Genomic DNA, 24,537 nt, shown 5'->3' on the forward strand with positions numbered 1-24,537 from the left:
AAAAAATAAACTATAAGCTAAAAGCTTTTTTCACTTTATCTAAGTAATCTAGTTTTTCCCAAGTAAATAGTTCTACATCTAAAGTTTTAGATTCTCCATTGGGAGTGTAAAATGTTTTAGAAACAATTTCATTTTTTCGTCCCATATGCCCATAAGCTGCTGTTTCACTATACATAGGTTGACGTAATTTTAGACGTTCTTCTATAGAAGCAGGACGCATATCAAATAATTCAGCTACTTTTTGAGCGATTTCTCCATCAGATAAATCAACTTTAGAAGTACCATAGGTATCTACAAAAATTCCCATAGGTTCTACAACACCAATCGCGTAAGAAACTTGTACTAAAATTTCATCGGCGACACCTGCAGCTACTAAATTTTTGGCTACATGCCTAGTAGCATAAGCTGCACTTCTATCTACTTTACTTGGATCTTTACCGGAAAATGCACCACCGCCGTGAGCTCCTTTTCCTCCATAAGTATCTACAATGATTTTTCTTCCTGTTAACCCAGTATCTCCATGAGGGCCACCTATGACAAACTTTCCTGTTGGATTAATATGGTATTTAATATTATTGTTAAATAACTCTTGAATTTCTGGTTTTAATTTAACTTTAAGTCTAGGGATTAAAATTTCAACGATATCCTTTCTGATTTTAGCTAACATGGCATCATCAGAAGCAAAATCATCATGTTGAGTAGATACCACAATAGCTTCGATACGTTGTGGCTTATTATCATCAGAATATTCTATAGTAACCTGACTTTTAGCATCTGGCCTCAAGTATGTTATCAAATCATTTTCTCTACGTAGAGTAGCTAATTCGATAAGTATTTGATGCGAAAGATCTAAAGCTAAAGGCATATAATTATCAGTTTCTTTAGTAGCATAACCGAACATCATTCCTTGATCTCCGGCACCTTGTTCTTCTTTTGAATCTCTGTCTACACCTCTATTTATATCATCAGATTGTTCATGAATGGCTGAAAGAACACCACAAGAATTACCATCAAACATATATTCTCCTTTAGTGTACCCTATCTTATTGATAACATCTCTTGCTATCTTCTGTACATCTAAATAAGTATTAGATTTTACCTCGCCAGCAAGAACAACCTGCCCAGTTGTAACCAACGTTTCACAAGCAACTTTTGATTCAGGGTCAAAAGCTAAAAAATTATCAATTAAAGCATCAGAAATTTGATCAGCTACTTTATCAGGGTGGCCTTCAGAAACACTTTCAGAAGTAAATAAATATGACATAAATGTTCTTTTAATAATTGAAATTTGAGCTAATCGGTCGACTAAAGTAGTAGAAAATTACTGCTTTAGCATTTTTAACGAGGTCGCAATCAGTCAAATTTTTCCTCAAAATTCGGCTACAAAAGTACTGATAAAATTGTAACAAAAAAACACTAAGAATACTTATTGTAAGGAAATAACGTTTATAGATACTATTATAAACAAAAGTAATTGATCGCCAATTAAAAAGGTGAAATATTTGTTTACTTTTGTAACGAGAAATTTTAGAATTATAAATAAAAAAATATGGCATTAGAAATAACAGATGCTACTTTTGATGAAGTAGTATTAAAATCAGACAAACCTGTTTTGGTAGATTTTTGGGCAGCTTGGTGTGGACCATGTAGAATGTTAGCTCCTACAGTAGAAGAATTGAGTAATGACTTTGATGGGAAAGCTGTTGTAGGAAAATTAGATGTAGATTCTAATCAAGAATTTGCTGCTAAATATGGTGTTAGAAATATACCTACTGTGTTAATTTTTAAAAATGGAGAAGTAGTAGATAAACAAGTTGGTGTTGCACCAAAAGCTACTTATACTGAAAAATTAGAAGCTTTAGTTTAAACTCTGTTAAGTAATAATAAGTTAAAAGGTTTGGCAAATTGTCAAACCTTTTTTACTTTGTAAGAAGTATATGAAGCTGTCTGAAATTAGTAATATAAAAGAATTAGGTAATTTAGAATTACTAGCAAATCAAGTTGTAGAAGGATTTATTACTGGCATGCATAAAAGCCCTTTTCACGGGTTTTCTGTTGAATTCGCAGAGCACAGATTATATAATAAAGGCGAAAGCACTAAACATATAGACTGGAAACTATATGCTAAAACAGATAAACTTTTCGTAAAGCGATACGAAGAAGAAACTAATTTAAGATGTCATTTAATTGTTGATAATTCTGCTTCGATGCACTATCCTAAAATCAAGGATTTTTCAATTGAAAATTTGAATAAAATTAGTTTTTCTGTTGTTGCATCAGCAGCTTTGCTTGAAATGTTGAAGCGACAAAGAGATGCTTTTGGTCTAAGTGTTTACTCAGACCAAAACGATTATTTTGCTCCAGCTAAAGGAAGTGATAAGCATCGATATATGTTGCTAAATATCTTAGAAGGTATTTTAAAAAAAGATTCTCAGAAAGATACTTCAACTTATGATGTTTTGCACCAAATAGCAGATAAAGTACATAGACGGTCAATGATTTTTCTTTTTACAGATATGTTTCAGGCAGATAAAAAAGAAGCTGAATTGTTTGAAGCATTACGTCATTTAAAACATAATAAACATGAAGTTATATTATTTCATACAAATGATGGCAAGCACGAAATAAATTTTGATTTTGACAATCGCCCTAAGCGATTTATAGATGTAGAAACTGGGGAGCATATTAATTTATATGCCGATACAATCAAAGAGAATTACAAAGATGCTGTTAATTTGTACTTTAATAATTTAAAAATGAGGTGTATGCAGTATAAGATAGATTATGTGCCAGTTGACATCAATAATGGGTTTGATCAGATTCTGACGACATATCTAGTGAGTCGTAAACGTTTTTTGTAAAAAAGTGAAAAAAGGTGTTGCAGATTAGAAAAAACGCACTTATATTTGCAACCGCTAATTAAGCAACGGTTTGGTAGTTCAGCTGGTTAGAATACCTGCCTGTCACGCAGGGGGTCGCGGGTTCGAGTCCCGTCCAGACCGCTAAAAGAAAGTTGTGTTGTTTTTAGTAGTTTTTTATAAACTACTCTAACTGTTAAAGTTAGTCAATGGAAAGCTTCCCAAAATTGGGATGCTTTTTTTGTTTTAAAGAGATTTTTACTAAACATTTACTAGACATTTTAAATAAAAGGGAGCAAACAGTCAAAGGTGTTTTAGTGATATTATTTTGTGCCTAAGAAGTTTTTAAAATCACTATACTGCTTCGCGCGCGCGTAGAGACCCGAGAAAAACCTTCAATACCTTATCCTTTTATATCTACTAACTGAAAAAACGACGAGAGTTTTATCTTTTTTTAATTGCTTTTATAAAATAACGTATCGTTTTCATACCGTTTTTTTAATGTTAAAACGGTTAAGTTTGATGTTGCGCTTACTATGTAAGTATAAGACCCAAGCAATTAATTATACATGTTGTTACCTGCGGGCTTTTATTCATCCCATTTATACTGTAATCCTTTTCTTGTTTTGGTCAATTTAGTAATCGCAATTAAAATTCCATTTACTTTCATTTTATGAATGTGTTTGTCAACTATTAATGAGGTTACTTGACAGTCATCGTCAAAAGCAATTCCGTTTAGCGAGTCCAATACAGTTTTAGTTAAATTATCGACATCAACTTCCAAAAATCTTTTCTCCGTTAGTGAAAATGATAAGCTAACTTGAACCTTATCTGGCATTTTAATTCTGTCACTTTCTTTAAACTTACCAGCGGTTAATTCCTTAATAAATTTTTTAAAGTTTTGAATTGAAGCTTTTTCTGGTTTTCTTTGATAAAAATCTTTTAAAATTGTTTCAGCTCCATTTTTATCTATTGCGATTACATCAATCGGTTTAAAAGCATCTTGTTTAGTTGGTACTTGCATACCATCAAAATAGCCAAACAGAAAGTCAATATTCGGGTTTTGTCTATAAGTTACAAGTTTCTTTTTATCTTCTTCCATTCTTATTAGCTCAATTAATCTTGTTGGCTTTTTTCACCTTTGATTTGTTTACTTTCTGTATGCTATTCAAATAAATTGAATAAGGTCTTTTTTCCGTATCATTTTCTATTTCAAATTGTGACTTTTCTTTAATATGTTCGGGGGCTTCTATTTTGTTAAGAAATATATTAATACCTGTTACCGTTTGATTTCCTTTATACTTGGTTTTCCGATAACTTAAGTTAAAGTTGTTATTTCTAATAATATTCAAAATTTCATTTAATAGATGCTTGAAATCAAATGGCGAAGAAAATGTTAAATCATCAACATATCTGGTGTAAGTTATATTGTTTTCATTGCATAGTTGTATTAATTCGTAATCCGTTTTTAGGAATACTAAATTTGAAATATGAGTGCTTGTTGGTGTTCCTTGAGGGAGAGCATATTTCCAGGTAGTTAGTTTAGTCAATGTGTTTGAAAAGTGATGTGAAAAACCTAAACTTAAATAAGTCTCATGCACATAACTATGACTAATATTTGGATAAAAATTCTGTAAATCAGTAGTAAAAATATATTTATTTCCCTTATGAGGTTTAGCATTAGTAATATTGCTTCTCTTTTTAACTCCTCCGTGAACCTCATTAGGAAGTGGAATAGGAGCAAGAATATTTTTCTTAATTGATTTTTGAATTGCTTTCAATTCTTTAATAGAAGGATGGATTATCCTTTTTTTGATAGTTCCATCCTTATACTTTTTAACTTCTCCTGTTTTTTTATTTTTTTTTATTTCAACCTTTTCGTAGTAGTATTTATCAATATTTGAAATGACTTCAGTAATTATCGCTGGTTTAAAACCAATAAAAGCACATAATTTTTTGAATTCATTTTTTTTAAACTGCAAAGAATTCATTCACAAGAGATTTTACTGAAGGACTAATGATTTCAAAAGCCTCTCTCTTATTTTGTTGAACATCATCTTGGTCAAGTGATAAAAAAAATAAAATTGGCAATGGAACATTAAGTTCATTACTAATTAGCTTCAAAGTTGAAAGATTAGGTTCTCTTTGATTGCTTTCTATTTGAGAAAGATAAGTTTGAGTAATACCACAAGCAGAAGCAAACTCGCTTTGAGTTTGCTTTTTTTGCTTTCTAATATTTTTTATTGTTATACCTAAATCCATTTCTTTATTGTAAAAAATTAAGGAGTGTTCGGATTGTTAATTTACATTGTACTTTCATAACATTTAGTTTAAAGGAAAAATTTGGATAATAATTTAACGATTTTTACAATTTCCGTTAGGACTTGTTCATTCGTTCTACCCTTTTTTCTCTTAAGAATTGTTAGAATTTCTAATGCTTCATTTAAGACTTTTAAGTCTTCGTCCGAAAGAGAACACTGGCTCTTTCTAATAGTCTCAATACTCTGTATTAAGCTATCAATGTTTCGATTTTGTTTTAATCTAGACATAATAAAAAATATTTAGTTACAGGACAACACTATTGTTGGCCCTGCTCCTTCGCCTAAATCTTGCCTGTTACTAAATGTGTAAACAATGTTCTCTTACACTCACTTAAAATTCCTTGCTCCTCATAAAATGAAAAAACAATGATAACAGCATTAATAATCCTCTCTTATTGTATCAGTTTGATATATAGAGCGGGATATGTGTGCCGTTAAAATACCCAATTGGGTTGCCCTTACAGGCTGTCAAGTGAACTCCATTTAGTAATTTGACATCAAAACATCTTTTCAAAGAACTATTTAATGATGCAAATATATATAAAATATAACTGATAGTTAATAAAAAATACAATTATTTTTATTATCAGCGGTAAAAAAATTGCAATTAATTGAATATGAGTGTATTAAATATTTATAGTGTTTTGTTCAGCTTGCAGGTAATAGAGCGCTATGCGTAGTTCTGTATTTTTTATTTTTCTGTTTTCAGGTTTGTCCAATTCTTAAGTATGCTCAATATCACATGTAAATTGTCCACACAAGTAAAAAGCATTTGATAGCCTTGTATAACTGCTGGCTGATTTCTATCTATTTTAATAAGCTTGAATGATTCTTCAATTTCACTACTTGGTAAATGGGCATCTCCATGCCTCAATTCATATATGCCTACAAATGGACTCATTATTTTACGAGCTTCATTCTTAGGTATTTTTGATGCAAGTAGGTTTTCAATGCTCTTTAGTGAACCCCATTTCGTTTTCTTAGGCGGTGTAACAATTTTCTGAATAGAATCAATATCAATATCGTCAACAATAATTCTTGCCAAGTCTTTTGAAAGCGAGTAAAGACCATTGGTATCTATTGCTCTGAATCTGTGAATTGATGATGCTATTTCCTTAATTGAGCTATGACCTCTGAAAAATTGGATTTGTAAGTTTTCATTAGAAGCTTCATTTATTTCTTTGATTACTTTCTCAAGGAAAGCTTCTGGTGCAACGGTAGATGCTGGTTCAGCCTTAACTTGTGAAGCGTGAAGCTCTTTGGATATTCCACCATCTGGGGCGACATTATAACTCGCCCAAATTTGTTGTTGCCATAAAGGTAATTGTCCAATATCCTTTCCATAAACGGTAATCAAACCTAAACCATTAACGCCAAAATGAACTCCCCAAGCTGGTGCACATGCAACATTACCTGTGTCTTTAGTATACCAATTCAAAAAACTACCTCGCTTAGACAACAGGGCTGATATCAATTCAGGCTTAAACCAAAGCCATTTCCCGCCATTTGTTAGTTCCTTTCCACTTTCCTTATTTCCTGTGGCATCAACAATGTAGAAAATGTCAATTTTTTCTTCGTGACCTAATGTTATTGGGCTTGAATTCGCAGGATTAATCCATTCGTATTTCCAAAGTTCCGCCATAATTCTAAACAACTTCTTTCCTTCGAAACCCTTCTCATAGAATTCAGACTTCACATTATCGTCTGTTGGAAAAGATGTCATGTCTGGAACATCCTCATCTTCATCAACATCAATTCTACTAACATGTGAAACGGCTATCTTTTCTCCAAAAGGAAAACCACCTTCATGTATTTCTAAAACTCTGCACTCCCAAATATCTTTTCCATCTTCAGATTGTTTTGATTCTTCATTCCAAGAAAGAACTGAGCGGTCTTCGAATATTTCATCTCGACTAAAAAATGAAGTCATGTAGAGACCGCAATCTCTTGCGTTCAAATAGTCTTTTAGAAATTGATTCTTTATTTCGAGAACAACAGGACTGTCATCTTTGTCTTTTTCAAGTCTTGCTACTATTTCATATCCTCTTCTTGGACAAACCCAATTATCGCCTTCCCTTTTTAAGCCTAAACTGATAACTAAATCCTGGTGTAAATGCCACACATGATTATCATAGTTATTATCAAAGGTTTGGTCTAAGACCAAATGAATGCCTTTAAAGTCATCGGTTTCGAATAAATCAGCCTGTGAATATTCTTCAAAAACAAAATTTAGTCCTTGTGAGTGGCTTATTCCAATGTCAGACCAACTCAAGTTTTCTGTTACTTCTTTTTTGTCAATGGGAATCATTATCGAACCATGACCCAAGAATTCTTCTTGATAACCAACCTTTCCGTGCGGAATTTGATTCCGAATAGTCTTTTGAGAACGAAGAGGAATCCATACGGATTTATCTAACTTCTTTTTCCTCAAATCGAGCATTTCAAACCATTCTTGAGTCATATTCTATTTCGTCATTTTTATATTGAGCCCAACGTGTTTGTATATGGTTTGTTGCGTGGTTAAGCAACTAAGTTAACAAATAAAAATCGAATATAAAATCCGCGAGGATTTTCGTAAGTAGACTAGAACCAAGCAATAAATTATATACGTTGTTGTAGTGCGTTATTTTTTAAATTTCTCTTGATAAAACAAAAATATAATTGCTTAAAGGGTCTCTTGAGTTAAATCCCTCGTGTGAGTCAAATAAAGTTTGTTCTAATTTCCAACCAAGTTTGATACAATAATTTAACGCTGCTACTTGTGAAACAAATTGGATGATTTTTCCATCTTCATTTCTGATTAAATCTTCGACTGTTTTGTCAGGTCTCCTATGTGATGAATTATGTTTTCCAATATTCAATCGAGCAGGACCAGATTCATTCGGTGCTGTTCCAAAAGATATTCCGTTTGCAGTGTAAGTTAAAATAGCGTATTCTTTCATATTTTTTAATTTTATTATTCAATCATTTTAGTAACTTGTTCAAAACCTTCACTTAGTTGATTGTAGATTTCATGAACTATAGTTTTGTCTAATACTTTTTTAAAAGTCAAATCAATAACTTTCCCTTTTAAAAGTTGAAACCAATTTTTCTTTCCGAGATTGAAATGATTTTTTAAATCTTCAATTTCCTCAAAAATAATTTGTTGTCCGAAACCTTGTTTTTCCAATTTTTCAAGGATGTCATTTAGTTTATTATGTAATTCGGACTCTTGTTCAACGCTAAATTTATCATTGCTTCTAGGTTCATATGTGTAAAATCGATTTAAATCATCAATTTCTTGGTCGATAGCGAAAATTCCAAAATCCCTTTCTTCTCCATAAGGACATCCCGAACAGGATTTCATATGTTCTTCTTTGTCTAGAACTGTTTTTTGTCTGATTATTTTAAGAAAATCAAGTTTATCTCTATCTCGATTAAAGTCATATAGTTTTGTTGTAATATGGTTTTTTAAATTTTCAAGATTATTAATTTTACCATTATTGTAAAGTCGTTTATAAAATCTTTCAGCTTCTTTTTCTACTATATTCATTTTAATTCCTGATTTCGGTAATGCACTACAACGGTTTGTGTATGATTAGTTGCGGGATGGTTCGTGAGAAACATTCCGCTGTTGGCTAAGATAATTAATGCGTGTGATTTTCCGAAGTGAAAATCCGCAGCAATTAATTATACACGTTGTTACCTGCCGTTATTAATATTTTGTTATTTTACATTTTCCTTGGTCAATATCAGCTTTAACTTTCTTGTATTTAACATTGTTAATTCGTTCTCCATTTTGGTAAACTACATTTATTCTGTCATTTCTTCCGAGTTTTCTTCTAATTGTGACTTGTTTTTCTTTTTTGAAATCAGGTGGTGTACAATTAAAGACTATATTTTTCGGCATTCCTTCGTGTTCATATCTTACTTGTTTTCCTCCTCCAGTTTGTAGTCTTCTAAATAACTCAAATGCCGTATTTGCTTTATCTGTGTCATATAAAATCTTACCTGTTTCAAAATCAAAAGCTTCTGTTCCAAATGAGCCAATTAATTGGTCTGTTGTAACTTCTTCTGTTGTATGATCTAGTTCGGCATATTCGTCTAGTATAAATCTAGTTTCAACTTCAATTAAATTATAACGCTCTAAAATTAATTCATTACGAATGGCAAAATTCCAACCAAATTTTTTTCTTTGGACGCTCGGATATAAAATCGCTTCAAAATTTAAATCTGAAACTACAGGATAGAACAATTGGTCGGAGGTAATTTGTCCGCTAAAAAGATAGTCTCTCGGTCTATCTCTAAAAACTCTCAAACTATAAATCTCTTCGAAAAATTCTTCCAGTAAGTAATAAATTTCTTGAAGTTTATTTTCGATTTTAGGATTTTTAGTTTTCTCTTTCCGAACTATAAAAGTATTTACTTCAGTGTTTGGTTTTAATTCAAAATGCGATATCGTTATAACATCTCCGTTTTGTGGTCTAGTTTCCCAATATGCACCAGCTTCAGTAGTCGCACAATACAAAACTTGTTGCTTTGGAATATTACATCTTCCGAAATTGCAATATTCGATAGGTGGTGCTAGTAATTGAGAAATATCAGTAAAATAGCTTAATTCCTTTCCTTGTGCTTCCAGAATTCTATTATTATTGGATATTCTAATTAGTCTTTTAGGGGGCTCATTTGTAATTGAGCCTACTTTCAATGTAAAGAACTTCGAAATGTCTTGTCTTAATATTTCAAATTCTTCGTCTGATAGGTCTTGAATTTTTCCAAAATGAGAACGATAGTAATCTAATTTTTCGACAATTTTTTTAATTGGATGTAAATCGGGGTCTCCTAAATTGTCTTTGTTTTTAGTTATTTTCTCTATCATTCTTTGGTTGCTCCTAATGGCAGGTAACGTAGATATATAGTTATTGACTATATATCCATTATAGGACTAAGATAATAAATAGATAGTTTAAAGAGTGTTATTGTAGCATATTTAACTCTATACTAGAACTGTTAATTATGCTACAATTAGAGTTTTAGAAAGGCTGTTAATTATACTACACTTTTCAATAATTTCATGCCTTATTTTTAAGTGTAAATTATCTGAATTTTTTAGAGTAATTTCAAGAAGTCTTTGTTTGTGTCTATATCTTAAATTAGGTTGTAAATCATTAACCCAAAATCTAGGGTTTGAATAATTGCTTTTCCATTGCTTTTGACGTTTGCTAAGACTTTTTTTGCGAATAGAATAGTCAAAGTGCATCACCTCATCAAACCGCTTTAGAAGCATAACTTTAGCCTTATTAAGCGTGATTGCATTTATATCGTTAAAGGTGATTATTCCTATTTTTTTAAGTTCAACAGTCTTGTTAATTTTAAGTTCCAAACGTAATACATTATTTTTCATTTTATATTGTTTTGATTTATTATAAATCTTTAGTGAGAATCGCTGGTGTTGTGCCTGTGCAAGATTGCCTTTAAATCTATATTCAAATAGAGTTCCATTATGGTAGAGCAGCCCTTTTAAATATAATTTAGGGTCAAATTCAAGTATTGTATTAACTCCAAACTCTATATTTTGAAATATCATTTGTTGAGGTGAGCAATCAAATAGGTTCTGTAAATTTGTTCTAACTTCCAAAATATTATTGATTGTAAACTGATTACCATTAAACCCTTTGTATTTCTTTACTTCTTTATAGTTTGGTGCTTTTATTTGATTTAGTGAATTCCAAAGTTTATGAACGCTGCCAGTAAATAATACTATACCACTATCGTATATTGTAATTTTACAAAAGTGATATTCTGCAATTTTTTTAGTCGATAATTCACCTGTCTTTTCTGATACTTCAGTCTTAAACTCAAGTTTATTTAAAAGGGTTGAAATATCAATCTCAAACAGCAATATTTTAATATAGTCTATCAACTTTATTGTTATATTTGCTGTGGTATTGCGTTGCCGCTTACCACATTTGAACAAATAAAGAGGGCTTTGAACACCCTCTTTTTTATTTCTTAGTGAAAGGTAAAATCTTGCTTAAATCTTTGGTGTAGTAGTTCTCAAAGTAAAGGATAGTTAATATACTTGCATTACTTGAGAATTTGAATATTATTAGATGTTGTTTTCGATTAATATCGCCTTTGAAACAATCACCAATATGTGTTTTAAAAAGCCCTGTAAGGCATTCACTCCACTTCTTACCCTGTTTTATCTTTAACCAATAATCTGGCATTGATAAAGCGCAGTTTTGATTTTTACTAATGTTAATTTGATTTGATAGTAAAGTAGTTCCGTTTAGAACTTCTTGAAGTTCATAGTGTCGTGTAGTCTTATATTTACCCTCGTTTATTTCCTTGAACACGTGAATAACTGGGTTAGGTATTTGCGTTGCCATTACTTTGATTATTAAGTTGAACAATCGCTTTTTCCACCTCATCGCGTATATACAATACACGACCGCCAATCGCATATTTTGTAAGTATGCCCTTAACTGTTAGATTATGTACTGTGCTTACATCACAATGAAGCATTTCGTCTGCAACATAAATACGAGTAACATACTTCGTTGGCTCTTTAGGTTGAAACTCTTTTTTTAGGTTATCTAAACGTTTTTTAACTGCTTCGTCTATTAAGTTGACTAATGCCTTGGGACTGGTTGAAATAAATTGTACTGTTTCCATTTGCTGAAATATTTTAAATTAATACTTCGCAAAAATCCTTTACTTTAAATTTATTTGGGGGTTACTAACGTACGCCTAACGTATCTTTTCTTTTGTCATGTAGTTTAATAAACTAGTTTCTAATTTATTAATAAAAAGTGTTTCACTTCCGTTATTACGTTTTTTAATATCACTTATTAACTTGTTAGGATTTTTAATTTTGATATTAAAGAATTTTGAAAATTCTTTAATAATATCTTTTTGCACACCTTTTATACTTTGATTTTCAATTAACGCTTTAATAAGCTCTATTAATTCGGTTTGAGTTCCTATCCAATTTATTGGTGTTATTTTTTTTTCAGTATCGACATCTATTGGAATATTTAGCAACTTTTTATATTCAATATAGTAGTGTAAATGTTCCAAAAACAAAGGCTGATTTTTTAAAATATAAGTATCATTTCTTTTGGAGTTTTCCAATCCTCTTAAAACACGATTTCTAAAGTATGATACTGCTTCTTTTATTGTATTATTTAAATTTTCTTTTTCTATTTCAAATTCAACATTTAAAAGTCTTCTTTTTATTTTGATAAATTTAATCTTACAACCTCCAGTATTATTATTTTTTATATCCTCGGAAATATATTTTGAATATTTTTTAACTAAAGTGTCTATTTCCTTTTCCATTTGAACATTTATTTTACGTTGCCTTGTTAATTATTTTAATTGCATCACAATTTGTGATAGCCTATTCGTTTGATGCTTTTAATACTTTTAGTTTTGCTTTCTTTTCTGTCTTTTCTTTTGCTTTGTAGAAGTCTAAGAACGTATCTATATGACTATTGTCTGTTTGGTTGATATATGTTAAAAAGGTTGATTCTTTAGAGTGTCCCGTTACTCTCATAATTATTGGAGTAGGTATTTTTCCGTAGTGGTTAGATGCAAATGTACGCCGTCCTATATGGGTGCTAATATATTTATATTTAGGACGTAATTTTTTAATGCCTCTTTTTCCTTTTGTATTGGATGCTTCAATAATTCGACCCATTGTAGGGACGTTTATTTTTGCTAGTTCTCCAATGGTTTTAAAATGTTTGTTTAGTTTTTGAGTAGAAACGATATAAGGCATTCCGTTATCGTAAATCTCTTTTACTTTGGGTAATACAGGTATAATTACGGCTTTATTACCTTTTTTCTGTCTAATTTTTATGATGAGGTCGTTACCGTATTGCTCAAAATTACTTTCTTTTATTCTTGTGGTTAATGCTTCGCCTCTTTGCCCAGTATAACAGGCTAATATTAACCATTTACGAGCGTTAATAAGTGCTTGTGTTGATAGTTCGGTTTTCTCTATCTTTTCTATCTCATTGGGTGTTAAGATAATAACATCCATATCATCATCATAAGCAGAAATTTGCCTTGTTTTTATGTCGTTTATTTGAGTTGAGGTTTCAATACCGTTTTTTCTAGCATCTTTACAAACTGTTTTTAAATCGGATAATTTTTTTAATGCGTAGGTAGGTGCATAATTCTTTTTGTCAAGAAGCCACGTTTTAAAATTATCGAACAAAGTTGTATCTAATTCTTTTATCTTATAATTACTCTTGCCTTGAAATTCATTAAAGAGTGTTTTAAGGCGTTTGTAAGCGTTTATTCTACATTCGGTAAGACCAATACCTTTTTTTCCGTTATCCCTTGTGTGTGCTGTATCAATAATGTATTGAATGTTATCTGTAACTAACTCACTTTTGTTATTATCAGCAATTCGACCAAAATACAAATCTATATTATAACTTAACCAGTCTCCTGTAACCTCAACGCCTTGACTATTCGAATTATTCAGTTTATCAAAGATAAAAGTTTCTAATTTTTTTAATTTGGTAGTTAGGTTTTTATTAGATGGATTGTTTTGTAATGGCAATCCTGTTCTACTGCTCCAATCTTTGGAATTAATAGATAGACCAGTTTTTCTAAACAAAGTTTTCCCTCTACCTGCTGAAAGTATAATGTGAATTGATGAGTTTTTTGATGTGCTTTGAAGTTTGAAATTAATAGTTGCCATAAGTTGAACATTTGAACTAGTAGTAAATTTAAATATTACTTTTTCTTTTTCTTACCGAATACTTTTAATACTTGCTTTTTTGTTAAATATCTTGTTAGTCCAGCAACCTCTGTTTTTTTGTTAAGGTGAATAATTTGGACAGAACGAACTCCCATCATTTTCACAAACTTAATAGACAGCATAAAAGTATCGTTTTCAATTTCAATATTCTCTTTAGGTATTTCGCTCATTCCCTTTTGAATAATTTCAAAAAGCTGGGTAAATTCTTCTTTATTTAAAATAAAGCTTTTAAAGTCGGTTATCTGGGTAAATTTTAAATCATTATAAGCGATTATATATCTATTATTACTTTCGGTAATTTTAAAATGTTGAACTTTTCCTATTAAATTCTCTTTTTCAACTTTTTTAAATTGAGAAAAGGAATAGGATGATAGTAGTAACGTGATAAAAAGAACTGTAATTTTTCTCATAGTAATTTATAGGTTTTATATTATTAATGTTTAAAACACCCAAATATAGCAACATTTTATATTTTACTAAACATTTACTAAACATTTTTTAATACTTATTCTATTTTATTCTATTTCATTAAAACGTTAATATGCTTCTGTGCGCACTATAAATATTGAGTTTATAAGAGTTATATCATGTTTTATAGCAATTAGAGGAGTTTTAAAAATTGATAGTTTCAAGTCCCGTCCAGACCGATAAAAGAAAGTTGTGTTGTTTTTGGCAGTTTCATATAAACTGCTCTAACTGTTAAAGTTAGTCAATGGAAAGCTTCCCAAATTGGGATGCTTTTTTTGTTTTTGGATAAATTGTGACTCAATTGTGACTCATTTTTAAATAGAACTTACTTAAGGATTTTGAGTCAATGTAAGTGAATAGATCAAAATAAATCACTTTAAGAATTTATCCGTTGGAGTAAAATGGTACATTCTAAATAATCAGAACGTCTGTGATAATCTCGTTTTTTAAGGTAGTTAACTGAGATGATCTTCCCCAATTTAAACTGTTCTTCTAGCTGATAAATGAGTTGCGTGATTTGATTAAAAGGCCCTCTCAAAGTAAACGAGTAGTTGAGAATTTCTGCATCATCCTGCTGAAAAACATGCGGATTCTGAAAGGAGACCACCTTGATATTTGTAGAGTCCGCATATGTATTGATCGTTGACAATAAATTATTCTGAAAGGATTTATCCGTAGAAATTCGTTTTGATTTTAAAATCGAATCATAGTACCGATTCTCTTTTTGTAATTGCAGTAGCTTTTGCGAGCTGTTTTCAAACAATAAGACTTCTCCTTTAAGATTGGCATGTTGCTTTTTAAGGTTTAGGGTTTTGGAAAAAGACAGCTGATAGGCGATCCATAGAAATAAGATGAACCCAACAAGCAATGCGATATTTTTTTGTTTGGGACTCATGACTTAAAGGTAATTTCCAATTCAAAAAATGTCTTTATTTTTTTACCCGACCCATAATCATTGATAGCTACTTTTTCTACCCAATCCAATTGCTCTAAAAAGGATAACCAGTTTGAGAAATCGTCGCCTTTCGTGGAGACACCTTTGATCAATACGATTTGCTGTTTCGTTTCAATGGGCTTATCTTCTTTAATACTTTTTGTTAGTGGCTGCCACTGAATTTCTGAAAGAGTGATTGTAGAAGGCACTGCCTTCCCGATTTGATCTAAATACCAGGAGGCTTTGGAAGAAGCCAGGGAAAAGTCTTTGATCAATTTTTCTTTTTTCTGAACTTCATTCGTTAATTTTAACAAGGAAGTTTTCTGAGTTTTATTTAATGCCAACGTTGTAGTTAACTCTTCTATTTTTGTAGTATAGTTGGTAAATACTAAAAAACTAAAAAGCAGCAACACAAAAATTGTTGCTAGACTAATCTTTAACCCATGGTTAAATATGTGCTGCTGCTTATATTGTTCTTTCAAATCAGTGAGTACCTGACTGAAGTTTGAGACTGTTTTTGAGGAATTGGTATAATAATTCAAAATACCTGCTAAGGGTAGTATAGAATTATTCGTTAGTTCCAATCCATTGATGTTGAATTTCTCTTTAAGAGACTTGCTTATGGAAATATCAGCTACTTTTTGGTTTTTAAACTGAATCGTGGCATTAGAAGAGATTAATTCATCTTGATTTACAAAGTTTTCAAGTGTAGAAATTGAGAGATTTCCTAAGGAGAATCGAATAACGGAATATTGCTTTTCTCGATAATTGTCTAATAGCTTTTGGGCATCTTCTTTTCTACAAATTACTACAAAAGTCTTCTCATGAGATGTATATGTTTCATAATAAAAATCATCGAGTGTTAGATTGGGGAATGCCTGTTGTACCGCTTGTCGAGATTCTAGGACATTATCTATACTTTTAAAAAGGACTTTATTCGTATTGATGACCAAAAATAAGTGTTGCTTTTGTAAGATGTGATCACTTAATTTCTCAAGAGTGTCAATTTCAAATGAACCGTTGAGAATGAGTTCTTGTTGTTTTTTTGTTAAGATCAATCCATTGATGTGCTCCTGACCATCAACAGTAACATGCTCAATTGCACAGAATGTTTTACCATATGTAAGTCTATCCAACACTATTTGATGATGGTAGGTTTGATTAAAATAGTTAATTTTTTCTTGGTGTCTTCTCGTTTCTTCTTACTAAAGAGCCATTTGATTACAGGTATTCTAGCTAATAAAGGCACTCCTGTCCCAGAATCATTCTTGATCTTTTCTTCCAAACCTCCTAACACTACAACATCCTGATCTTTCACACGTATAATGGAATTAAACTCTCTGGAGTTGACTCCTGGAGGGGCATCTTCAGCCACACGAGACCCATTAAAAGTGGATTGAATCACATTAATGTCTAAGGTAATTTGTCCATCCCCAGAAACCAATGGTTTGATATTAATAGCAAATTCTGCATCGATGGGTTGGTAATTGGTAATGGTGGATGTTTGCGGGTTTTGACTTCCGATGATATCTCGTTGCGTAACGGCATAGTAGGTGGTCTCACCTATGGATAAATTGGCTCGGTGTCCGTTCAGCGCAGAAAGCTTTGGTGTCGATCTAATCTTCACATTTCCATTGACCTCCATCGCTTTGATTTTGGCAAAGAAATTTGGTACGACTTGCCCTATATTAAAAGACCCGAAATTGTTAAAGTTGCCAATAACCCGGTTTACCGTATGCGCCCCTAAGGTTAAATCTGTAGTTGGATAAATATCTCCCCGAGTTTCGACAGGTTGATCACCTAAACCCCATTCTACACCTGTCTCAACCGTAGCGGTTTTATTTACTTCCAAGAGCATCACTTCGATTAAAATAACAGGAACTGGTTTGTCGATGTATTGGATAAACTTTTTAAAACGTTCAATGTTTTGACTGGGGCCACTGACAACGAAACTATTGAGCTCAACATCAACACTTACTTTGAGGTCTTTTATGACATCTTCAGGCAACATATTGATCAAGGACTCCGCTTTACTATCACGTTGTGAAAAAGTGTCAGTTCTATTGGTATTCAGGTTTTGGCGATTGTTGTTAAAGGTATTTGCTCTATTGTTGGGTGTATTAACCCCAAAGTTTTGGTTATTGATGGTTGACGTCCTTCCTGCTCTTCTACCTGAGCCACCATTACTGGTCATAAACTCTATGGAACGATGCATTAAGGGCACTAAAACGGCATCTCGTAAAGACACTTGATCTTTCTTCCCGAAATAATAGATCAAATCCGTTTTTTTATAAGTGAACTCTGTGTTTTCTAGAATTTTATCCAAAAGATGGTCATAGGTAACATTCTGGGCTTTTACTGAAGTTGTGCCTGCTTGATCCAAGGGATTGGCGGTAAACATACTTTTATCCAATTCATGGCCTATGTCATAAATAAGACTTGAAATAGAAGTGTTTTCAAAGTCGACTGTAATGTTCTTGGTTATAGAATCAATCTCAAAAAAGAAATTAGAACTACGTCTTCGTTGTGGGCGTTGCTGTCTTTTTTCTCCGCTTTTTGGTTGTGAATTATCAAAAGCAACGATGTTGCCACTTTCAAAGAGGTAATAATTATCTCGTGTTTTTGTAATGGTTAAGTTGTTAGCAAAGGCCAGTTTGTCTAAGGCTGAATCAAATGGCATATTTTGGATATACCCAGAAAGGAGTTGCTTTCCCATTCCGGGTGCGAACACCAGATTCTTACCTGTTTGTTGCATGAGTTGCTTAAAAGCTACATATAGTGTGTCGTTTTTTAGGTCAACAGTCAGAAGATCATTTTCGTTATTATATGTGATTGGAATAATACGATGCAGAACAATTTGTTTTGGCCTGATGGTTTTATGGATAGAAAGAATGTTTCCCGTAAAATCTATAGCTAAATCATATTGCTTGCAGACAAATACCAATACATCAGCAACAGTAGCGTTGGAGAAATTGTTATTGATGGTGATGGATTGTAAATCAGGATGGATATTCAAATTGACTTGATTGGCTGTTGCTAATGCCTGTAAGAAATCAGCTAATGAGGTATTGTTGACATTAATGTTTGCCTTTTTGGACAAGCCAGGAGCAGTAGATTTGATACTATCAAGTTTAGATCTGATTTGATCTATATTATTTTGAGCAACTAGTAAGGAAGAAGTCAAAAATAATATTGAAACCAAGAGATATTGAATAGTTTTTCTTTTCATCTTATTCTAGTAATAATGGATAGACTTCTTCCACAGAAGTCACTCCTGATTTAACTAATGCTATGGCGTTCATTTTTAAGGTTGCAATTCCTTTTTCTTCCAGATACTTGTCAATTTCTAGTTGATTGTTTTTAATGGCTTCAGTTAATTCTCGAGTAACTGGTAAGATTTCATAAATGGCTTTTCTTCCTGAGTATCCCGTATGGTAACAATCTTCACATCCGACCGGAATGGAATGCTCTTTAAAATCCTTTGAAACATCAATATGTTCAGGAAAAGTGTCATTTGAAATTTCTTGGGATGCTTTACAGTTATCACATAATTTCCGTACCAAACGCTGTGCAACACTTAGCTTTAAAGTACTTGCAATCAAAAATGGAGGTACACCCATATCAATTAATCTTGAAATCGTCGCCCAGGCAGAATTGGTATGTATGGTAGATAAAACCAAATGCCCAGTTAACGAAGCTCTAATAGCCATATTCGCCGTATCCACATCCCGAATTTCACCTACCATAATAATGTTAGGATCTTGGCGCAAAAAAGTGCGTAAAGACTTTGAAAAATCAAGCCCTATATTTTCCTTGAGCTGTACTTGATTGATACCTTCTAAGGTGTATTCAATGGGGTCTTCAATAGTTAAAATATTGACATCATCAGTATTCAATAATTTTAATGTGGCATAGAGCGTTGTGGTTTTTCCTGATCCTGTAGGCCCTGAAATTAGGACAATGCCTTGTTCGTTTTTGATGCTTTGATTGTAACGTATGAGTTCTTCATCGGTAAACCCTAAGGAACTCAAATGAATATTGGTGGCATCTTTAGATAATAATCGCATTACTAGCTTTTCACCATGCAATGTTGGTAAAGAGGATACACGGATGTCATATTCTTCGTGCTGAGTGCTTATTTTAATGCGTCCATCTTGAGGCAGGCGTTTTTCTGCGATATCTAACCCTGCTTTTACTTTTATCTGATTGATAATTTTTGGATACTCCTGTTGTGGAATGGTATATCGTTCTAATAATTTCCCATCAATTCTGAACCGTACACGTCGAACGTGTTCAAAGACTTCAAAATGAATATCGCTGCTGCCTAAAGATTTGGCTTCATGAATAATATTTAAAAGTAAATCTGTTGAATCGGTGAGTCGTGTTTGTCTTTTGGATTCTTGCTTTCGATAATTTAATGCTAATGTTTTTTGAATGACTTCAGTTGATTCATTTACCAAAGAAATTTCTTTTCCAAAAATAATTTGGAGCTCTTGAGATAATATATCTTTATTTGAACTATCAGTTTTAAAAGTAATACTTCCATTATGTTGTTCACTCGGAATAATACGATAATGGTATGCTTGCTCAGCACTGATTAATTGCTGTAATTCTGTAGGAATGTTGAACTGTCCTTGCATAATTATTGATAGAGATTTACAATATCCAACATCCAGTTCACACACAAAACCATTACTAAAAACAAAGCCTGAAAGCCAGCTAATGGAACCGTTTTGTTTTTCAATTTTGACTTAATTATTAAGAATAAAATCAATGAAAAAACTAAAGAGCTGACAAAGAACACTACAAATGTACTTGTTGGGAAACCGATAGCTAAAACCAAAAAGAACAATACATCACCTAGACCAAACACTTCGAATAATGGTTGCTTTAATTTAAACCAAGTATAGCCAATTAAAATTCCAATGATTATTGAAACTAATGCAAGATTTGTAATAATGTTTACTAAGAACTCAGATGAGCTTGTTATTCTGTAATATAGTATTGATGTAAATACCCAGGCAAACAAAAAAAGGTACAGAGACACTTTACGTTCCTTAAGATCTTGATACGTAATGGCTAGTAAGCTTAAAAGACTGCCTATTTTTAATGTTAATTCCATAGTGAAATAGCTTTAGTCTTTAATAACTTCTTTCGGTAAACCGTTTTGATCTATTTCCCAAACATTAAAAATTCCATCTGCGTCAAAATCAGTTATAGCTATTGCTTTGGCCTTAAAGCCAATATTAGAAGCTTCAATGATTTCATATGAGTAATTGGCACTGCCATTTTGTTGTACAGTTTTTGGAGCTTCGAAATCAATGCTGTTGAAATCAGCACTATACTTTGAGTACATAAAAAAATACTGCTTTTCTAGGTTAGCAATATGTTTTAATTGTGTTTGTGCCTCTAGACTTTTGGTTTTAGATATAAGCGGCATGAGATTAGGCAAGGCCAATAAAAGCAGGATGCCGATAATGACCAATACGATCAATAACTCTTGAAGATTGAAAGCTGAAACTTTCTTAAAGATTAGTTTTTTCATGTCTATGAATTTTAGCAACAATTCAATCCAAAACTAATTTTTCTCTCCAATTCGCGACATCACATTTATAGTAATAAGTTGACAAAAATCTATCATTTTTTACCGTTTGTTAGAAATTTTGAACTGTTTATGTCTAAAAGTATCACTCAAATTTTTTTCGAAAATATAGCTTGAAAGATTGAAATACTTTTAAGCTTTATTAGTAAAAACTGAATATAAATTCAAATACTTTGAGACAAACTATGAGATTTAAAATTAAACTAATACTACTTCTTTTTCTAGGAGTTTTATGTGCATTTTCACAATCTGATGACCTAAAATTACCGCAGGTAATCCCACCTTCGCCAAATACTGCTGCGTTGGGTAAGTATGGCGACATTCCTATTGGTTTATTTACCGGGTCACCACAAATTAATATTCCATTACATGAGTTTAAAACCATCAACTTGTCAGTGCCTATTACGCTTCGCTATAGCTCGAATGGTGTGCGGGTAGACGAATACTCATCAAATGTGGGTATGGGTTGGGATCTCAGTACCGGAGGGGTTATTACCCGTCAGATTCATGATGATCCGGATGAAAACCCGCAAGTAGTTATGCCTGACGTTCAGACGCAGCTAATAACTCCGGTAATGGAAGGTTTTTTAATGTCACAAACCACAGGCGGAGGCAATGGAGAACCGGGGAGTGGTGATTATCAACCCGATATTTATTCATTTAATTTCAATGGCTTCTCAGGTAGTTTTTATCTGGATACGAATAGCACATCAATCGTAAATAGAACACCCATTTTTCTAGAACCCTCTCCGCTCAAAATTGAAATCATGTCTGGATTATCGGGCTTTACTATTAAAGATGCCAATGGCATTGTCTACACATTTAATAAAAAAGAAGAAAGTATGAGTCGATCTTCATGTGTTGCATTGCCATCAGCGTTATTAAATTATAGAACTACCAAGGCCTGGCATTTGACAAACATAAGTCATCCAAATGGAGATAGTATAACGTTCGTTTATGAAACAAAAATGACCTATTATGATAATGGTGTTGCACAAAGTATTACTAGAGAAAGTGCTTTTAATACGGGTACCTGTAATATTCCCGGAGACCAGATTTGTTTGTACGGTTCATCAAATAACACTCCGTATTTAAAAGAAATTCAGACCGCTGGTTTTGGAAAAGTAACATTTACGTATTCGCACAAAGCCGGAATGCCTGCAAACATGGATAAGTTAGATAAAGTTTCTGTATATGATAAGAGTAATAGTTTGCAGAAAGAATATCTTTTTGAATATCTGTCTTATGGAGGAGGTAGTTCAAATTTAATACCAACTTTACTTCAACAAAATTATCACGGTAAGCGCTACTTTTTGTCTAAAGTCACCGAGAAGAGTAAAACAGGTGTTTTAAAACCCGCGCATCAATTTGAATATTATAATCCAGAGCAGTTACCACCCAGATTTTCTGCATCTCAAGATTATTGGGGGTATTATAATGGAAAGCCCAACATTAACTTAATCGATGAAAAAACAATTGAAACCGCCACGGGTGGAAATGGTGTTTTGGCGAACGGACTAAATAGCTTTCAGGCGGCCAACCGAGACCCTAATTTCTTCTATGGTATTAAAGGCTTACTAAAGGAAGTTACCTATCCAACAGGAGGTAAGAATGAATTATTTTACGATCCACATTCTTATGCAGGTTCAACTACTGTATTACCTGCCATCACGACAAAAACAGCATCAGTTTTTAATCCAAGCACCTCAGGGTCATCGACATATACAAGCCAGGTAAGTATACAAAATATTCCATTTACCCAAGATGTTGATCTACAATTTATTGTTGATATGGATGAAATGCTTGGTGGAGGCGGTCCCGGAGGCCCAACAACAAATCCCCTTACCTTTTTGGTAGAGGTTAAAGATAATACCACGGGCCAATCAGCTTACATTTATGAAAAAATAAATAGTACCACATACCCAAGACCAAATCCGTTTACGGTAACCACCAGTAACTTTAGTAAAGACTATTATGTGCAATTAGTAGGGGGGCATTCGTATACTCTAAAGGTGATGGTAAGTAGGCCACAGACTACAGGTACAGCCAAAATTCATTATTATGCAACAGCACCAACGACTACAACGACAAATATAGAAGTAGGCGGTTTACGTATTGCCAAAGTTGAAACTGATAATGGTAATGGAAACGTACAAACTAAAAATTATCATTATGGTACCTTAGATGATCTCACTTTATCATCGGGTAAAGTAGTGAATCGTAATTCTGACCCCACAATAACGCATTATGAAACACTTACTCCTGGAGGCGGTGGAGCAGGCGTCTATTTTTGTAAAACAGCAACGCTATCGGCTAATTCAGCATTTTCGATTTATGGGGTCTATCATATAGGCTATGGCTCTATCATTGAAGAATATGGAGACAATTTTGAAGGCGGTGGTGTTATAAATCTATACAAAACTTCCTATACCGGCTTCATACCAAACGAGGCATCAGGAATTTATATACCGGGTACTCCACTCGCAAATATCTTTGGTTTTGGTAGAGAATTAGAAAAATCTATCTTCAAAAAGATAGGGAATAATTATGTTACTTTAAATAGGACAGAAAGTTTTTACAATTACGATCATCAACTTGACAAAGAAATTCAGGCCTATAATGTTCGAGTGAACTCAAAATTAGAGGGGGCTCTGATCATGGAAAACCTGGCCACTAGAATTGGGCGCTATGACATCACCGGTTATATAAAAAGTCGGCAATGGCATTATTTAGACAAGACCATATATACCCAATATGATCAAGATGGTTTAAACCCGGTAATGACCACAAAAGAATATTTTTATGATAATCCGGGTCATTTGCAAGTCACACGAACCAAAACTACGGTTAGTGATGATGATCCTATAATAACAAAGACATATTATCCCGACGATGTAACATCTACAAGTTCATTGGGCTACGACGCACTGACGTCTTCAGAAAAATCTGCGATTGATCAATTAAGGACAAAACATCGTATTTCAGAACCTATTCAAACGGAAAGTTATAAAGATTTGGATGATGATGGTGTAGCTGAAACTAATGAATTATTAAATGTACAGCGTACCAATTATAATAATAATACTAACCCTTTACCCAAAGACATCCAAACTTTAAAAGGAGTTTATAATAGCAGTACGAATAAATTGCAAGACCGAGTACAATTTCATAGTTATTATACAAATGGTAATATAAAAGAGATCAGTAAAAAAGATGGCAGTAAGATAGTTTATATCTGGGGTTATAATGAGCAATTCCCCATAGCAAAGATCGAAAATGCTACCTACTCAGAGGTATCGAGTCAGGTTTCGAATTTACAGACAAAATCAAACAATGATAATGACAGAACCTTTGGTACTTCAGGAAATGAAGGTGCTTTGCGGGCGGCATTAACTACGTTGAGAAATACTTCAGCACTTTCTGATGCTTTAGTTACTACTTATACCTATGATCCATTAGTAGGGGTTACTAGTATGACAGACCCTACAGGTCAGACGGTCTATTATCATTATGATGATTTTAATCGATTAGAAATGGTAATAGATAAAGACAATAAGGTATTGAGTAAGAATGCATATAACTATAAAAACTAACAG

Annotated in this window: 23 protein-coding genes and 1 tRNA gene; 4 read left to right on the top strand and 20 right to left on the bottom strand. The window is 32.6% G+C overall.

What is annotated here, in order from left to right; translation table 11 throughout:
• Nucleotides 1-10: 10 nt before the first annotated feature.
• Nucleotides 11-1,264, bottom strand: coding sequence for a methionine adenosyltransferase (gene metK / locus AC3IF2_RS00645; protein WP_489165075.1), 1,254 nt, complete (start codon nt 1,262-1,264; stop codon nt 11-13).
• A 285-nt stretch (nt 1,265-1,549) separates the two neighbouring features.
• On the opposite strand from metK, the gene trxA reads away from it, so the two are divergent.
• The 3 genes from trxA to AC3IF2_RS00660 all read left to right on the top strand — a co-directional run bounded on the left by trxA (nt 1,550) and on the right by AC3IF2_RS00660 (nt 3,002).
• The gene (gene trxA / locus AC3IF2_RS00650; protein WP_489165076.1) at nt 1,550-1,867 is read left to right on the top strand and encodes a thioredoxin; all 318 of its coding nucleotides are present in this window, start codon (nt 1,550-1,552) and stop codon (nt 1,865-1,867) included.
• Between the two features lie 70 nt (nt 1,868-1,937).
• Nucleotides 1,938-2,861, top strand: a complete 924-nt coding sequence (locus tag AC3IF2_RS00655) for a DUF58 domain-containing protein (protein WP_489165077.1) — start codon at nt 1,938-1,940, stop codon at nt 2,859-2,861.
• A gap of 67 nt (nt 2,862-2,928) precedes the next feature.
• Nucleotides 2,929-3,002: transfer RNA gene (locus tag AC3IF2_RS00660), tRNA-Asp, on the top strand.
• Nucleotides 3,003-3,447: 445 nt separating this feature from the next.
• Here AC3IF2_RS00660 and AC3IF2_RS00665 read toward each other — a convergent pair.
• From AC3IF2_RS00665 to AC3IF2_RS00755, 19 genes are all read right to left on the bottom strand, one after another.
• Nucleotides 3,448-3,960 carry a RusA family crossover junction endodeoxyribonuclease gene (locus AC3IF2_RS00665; RefSeq protein ID WP_489165078.1) on the bottom strand — a complete coding sequence of 171 codons (513 nt, stop codon included), beginning with the start codon at nt 3,958-3,960 and terminating at the stop codon, nt 3,448-3,450.
• Nucleotides 3,961-3,970: 10 nt separating this feature from the next.
• Entirely contained in the window at nt 3,971-4,849 is an 879-nt protein-coding gene (locus AC3IF2_RS00670; protein WP_489165079.1) for a reverse transcriptase family protein, read from the bottom strand.
• On the bottom strand, nt 4,830-5,120 hold the full coding sequence (locus AC3IF2_RS00675) for a helix-turn-helix domain-containing protein (protein ID WP_489165080.1): 291 nt from the start codon (nt 5,118-5,120) through the stop codon (nt 4,830-4,832). The genes AC3IF2_RS00670 and AC3IF2_RS00675 overlap by 20 nt, the downstream gene beginning before the upstream one ends.
• A gap of 750 nt (nt 5,121-5,870) precedes the next feature.
• Nucleotides 5,871-7,640: a hypothetical protein gene (locus tag AC3IF2_RS00680; RefSeq protein WP_489165081.1), complete on the bottom strand. Its 1,770-nt coding sequence runs from the start codon at nt 7,638-7,640 to the stop codon at nt 5,871-5,873.
• Between the two features lie 169 nt (nt 7,641-7,809).
• A complete protein-coding gene (locus tag AC3IF2_RS00685) occupies nt 7,810-8,121 on the bottom strand; it encodes a hypothetical protein (protein ID WP_489165082.1) in 312 nt (103 codons plus the stop codon).
• 14 nt (nt 8,122-8,135) lie between these two features.
• Nucleotides 8,136-8,711 carry a hypothetical protein gene (locus tag AC3IF2_RS00690; RefSeq protein ID WP_489165083.1) on the bottom strand — a complete coding sequence of 192 codons (576 nt, stop codon included), beginning with the start codon at nt 8,709-8,711 and terminating at the stop codon, nt 8,136-8,138.
• A 162-nt stretch (nt 8,712-8,873) separates the two neighbouring features.
• Nucleotides 8,874-10,037: an RES domain-containing protein gene (locus AC3IF2_RS00695; RefSeq protein WP_489165084.1), complete on the bottom strand. Its 1,164-nt coding sequence runs from the start codon at nt 10,035-10,037 to the stop codon at nt 8,874-8,876.
• A gap of 135 nt (nt 10,038-10,172) precedes the next feature.
• Complete coding sequence (locus tag AC3IF2_RS00700; RefSeq protein ID WP_489165085.1) at nt 10,173-11,081, bottom strand: hypothetical protein; 909 nt, start codon at nt 11,079-11,081, stop codon at nt 10,173-10,175.
• An 82-nt stretch (nt 11,082-11,163) separates the two neighbouring features.
• Nucleotides 11,164-11,550: a hypothetical protein gene (locus AC3IF2_RS00705; protein ID WP_489165086.1), complete on the bottom strand. Its 387-nt coding sequence runs from the start codon at nt 11,548-11,550 to the stop codon at nt 11,164-11,166.
• Nucleotides 11,531-11,836 (bottom strand): helix-turn-helix domain-containing protein, encoded by a 306-nt coding sequence (locus AC3IF2_RS00710; RefSeq protein WP_489165087.1) that lies wholly within the window; start codon nt 11,834-11,836, stop codon nt 11,531-11,533. The genes AC3IF2_RS00705 and AC3IF2_RS00710 overlap by 20 nt, the downstream gene beginning before the upstream one ends.
• Before the next feature lie 75 nt (nt 11,837-11,911).
• Nucleotides 11,912-12,502, bottom strand: coding sequence for an RteC domain-containing protein (locus AC3IF2_RS00715; RefSeq protein WP_489165088.1), 591 nt, complete (start codon nt 12,500-12,502; stop codon nt 11,912-11,914).
• A gap of 61 nt (nt 12,503-12,563) precedes the next feature.
• The gene (locus AC3IF2_RS00720) at nt 12,564-13,877 is read right to left on the bottom strand and encodes a tyrosine-type recombinase/integrase (protein ID WP_489165089.1); all 1,314 of its coding nucleotides are present in this window, start codon (nt 13,875-13,877) and stop codon (nt 12,564-12,566) included.
• A gap of 35 nt (nt 13,878-13,912) precedes the next feature.
• Nucleotides 13,913-14,347, bottom strand: a complete 435-nt coding sequence (locus tag AC3IF2_RS00725; RefSeq protein WP_489165090.1) for a hypothetical protein — start codon at nt 14,345-14,347, stop codon at nt 13,913-13,915.
• Between the two features lie 434 nt (nt 14,348-14,781).
• Nucleotides 14,782-15,300, bottom strand: coding sequence for a hypothetical protein (locus AC3IF2_RS00730; protein ID WP_489165091.1), 519 nt, complete (start codon nt 15,298-15,300; stop codon nt 14,782-14,784).
• A complete protein-coding gene (locus AC3IF2_RS00735) occupies nt 15,297-16,475 on the bottom strand; it encodes a hypothetical protein (RefSeq protein ID WP_489165092.1) in 1,179 nt (392 codons plus the stop codon). Before AC3IF2_RS00735 ends, AC3IF2_RS00730 begins: the two co-directional genes overlap by 4 nt.
• Before the next feature lie 2 nt (nt 16,476-16,477).
• Complete coding sequence (locus AC3IF2_RS00740) at nt 16,478-18,568, bottom strand: type II secretion system protein GspD (RefSeq protein WP_489165093.1); 2,091 nt, start codon at nt 18,566-18,568, stop codon at nt 16,478-16,480.
• Between the two features lies 1 nt (nt 18,569).
• On the bottom strand, nt 18,570-19,979 hold the full coding sequence (locus tag AC3IF2_RS00745; protein ID WP_489165094.1) for a GspE/PulE family protein: 1,410 nt from the start codon (nt 19,977-19,979) through the stop codon (nt 18,570-18,572).
• Nucleotides 19,980-19,981: 2 nt separating this feature from the next.
• The gene (locus AC3IF2_RS00750; protein WP_489165095.1) at nt 19,982-20,461 is read right to left on the bottom strand and encodes a prepilin peptidase; all 480 of its coding nucleotides are present in this window, start codon (nt 20,459-20,461) and stop codon (nt 19,982-19,984) included.
• A gap of 12 nt (nt 20,462-20,473) precedes the next feature.
• Nucleotides 20,474-20,884: a prepilin-type N-terminal cleavage/methylation domain-containing protein gene (locus AC3IF2_RS00755; protein ID WP_489165096.1), complete on the bottom strand. Its 411-nt coding sequence runs from the start codon at nt 20,882-20,884 to the stop codon at nt 20,474-20,476.
• Nucleotides 20,885-21,126: 242 nt separating this feature from the next.
• Here AC3IF2_RS00755 and AC3IF2_RS00760 point away from each other — a divergent pair, with 242 nt between their 5' ends.
• On the top strand, nt 21,127-24,534 hold the full coding sequence (locus tag AC3IF2_RS00760) for an RHS repeat domain-containing protein (protein ID WP_489165097.1): 3,408 nt from the start codon (nt 21,127-21,129) through the stop codon (nt 24,532-24,534).
• Nucleotides 24,535-24,537: the final 3 nt, after the last annotated feature.

Source organism: Maritimimonas rapanae, assembly GCF_057837205.1.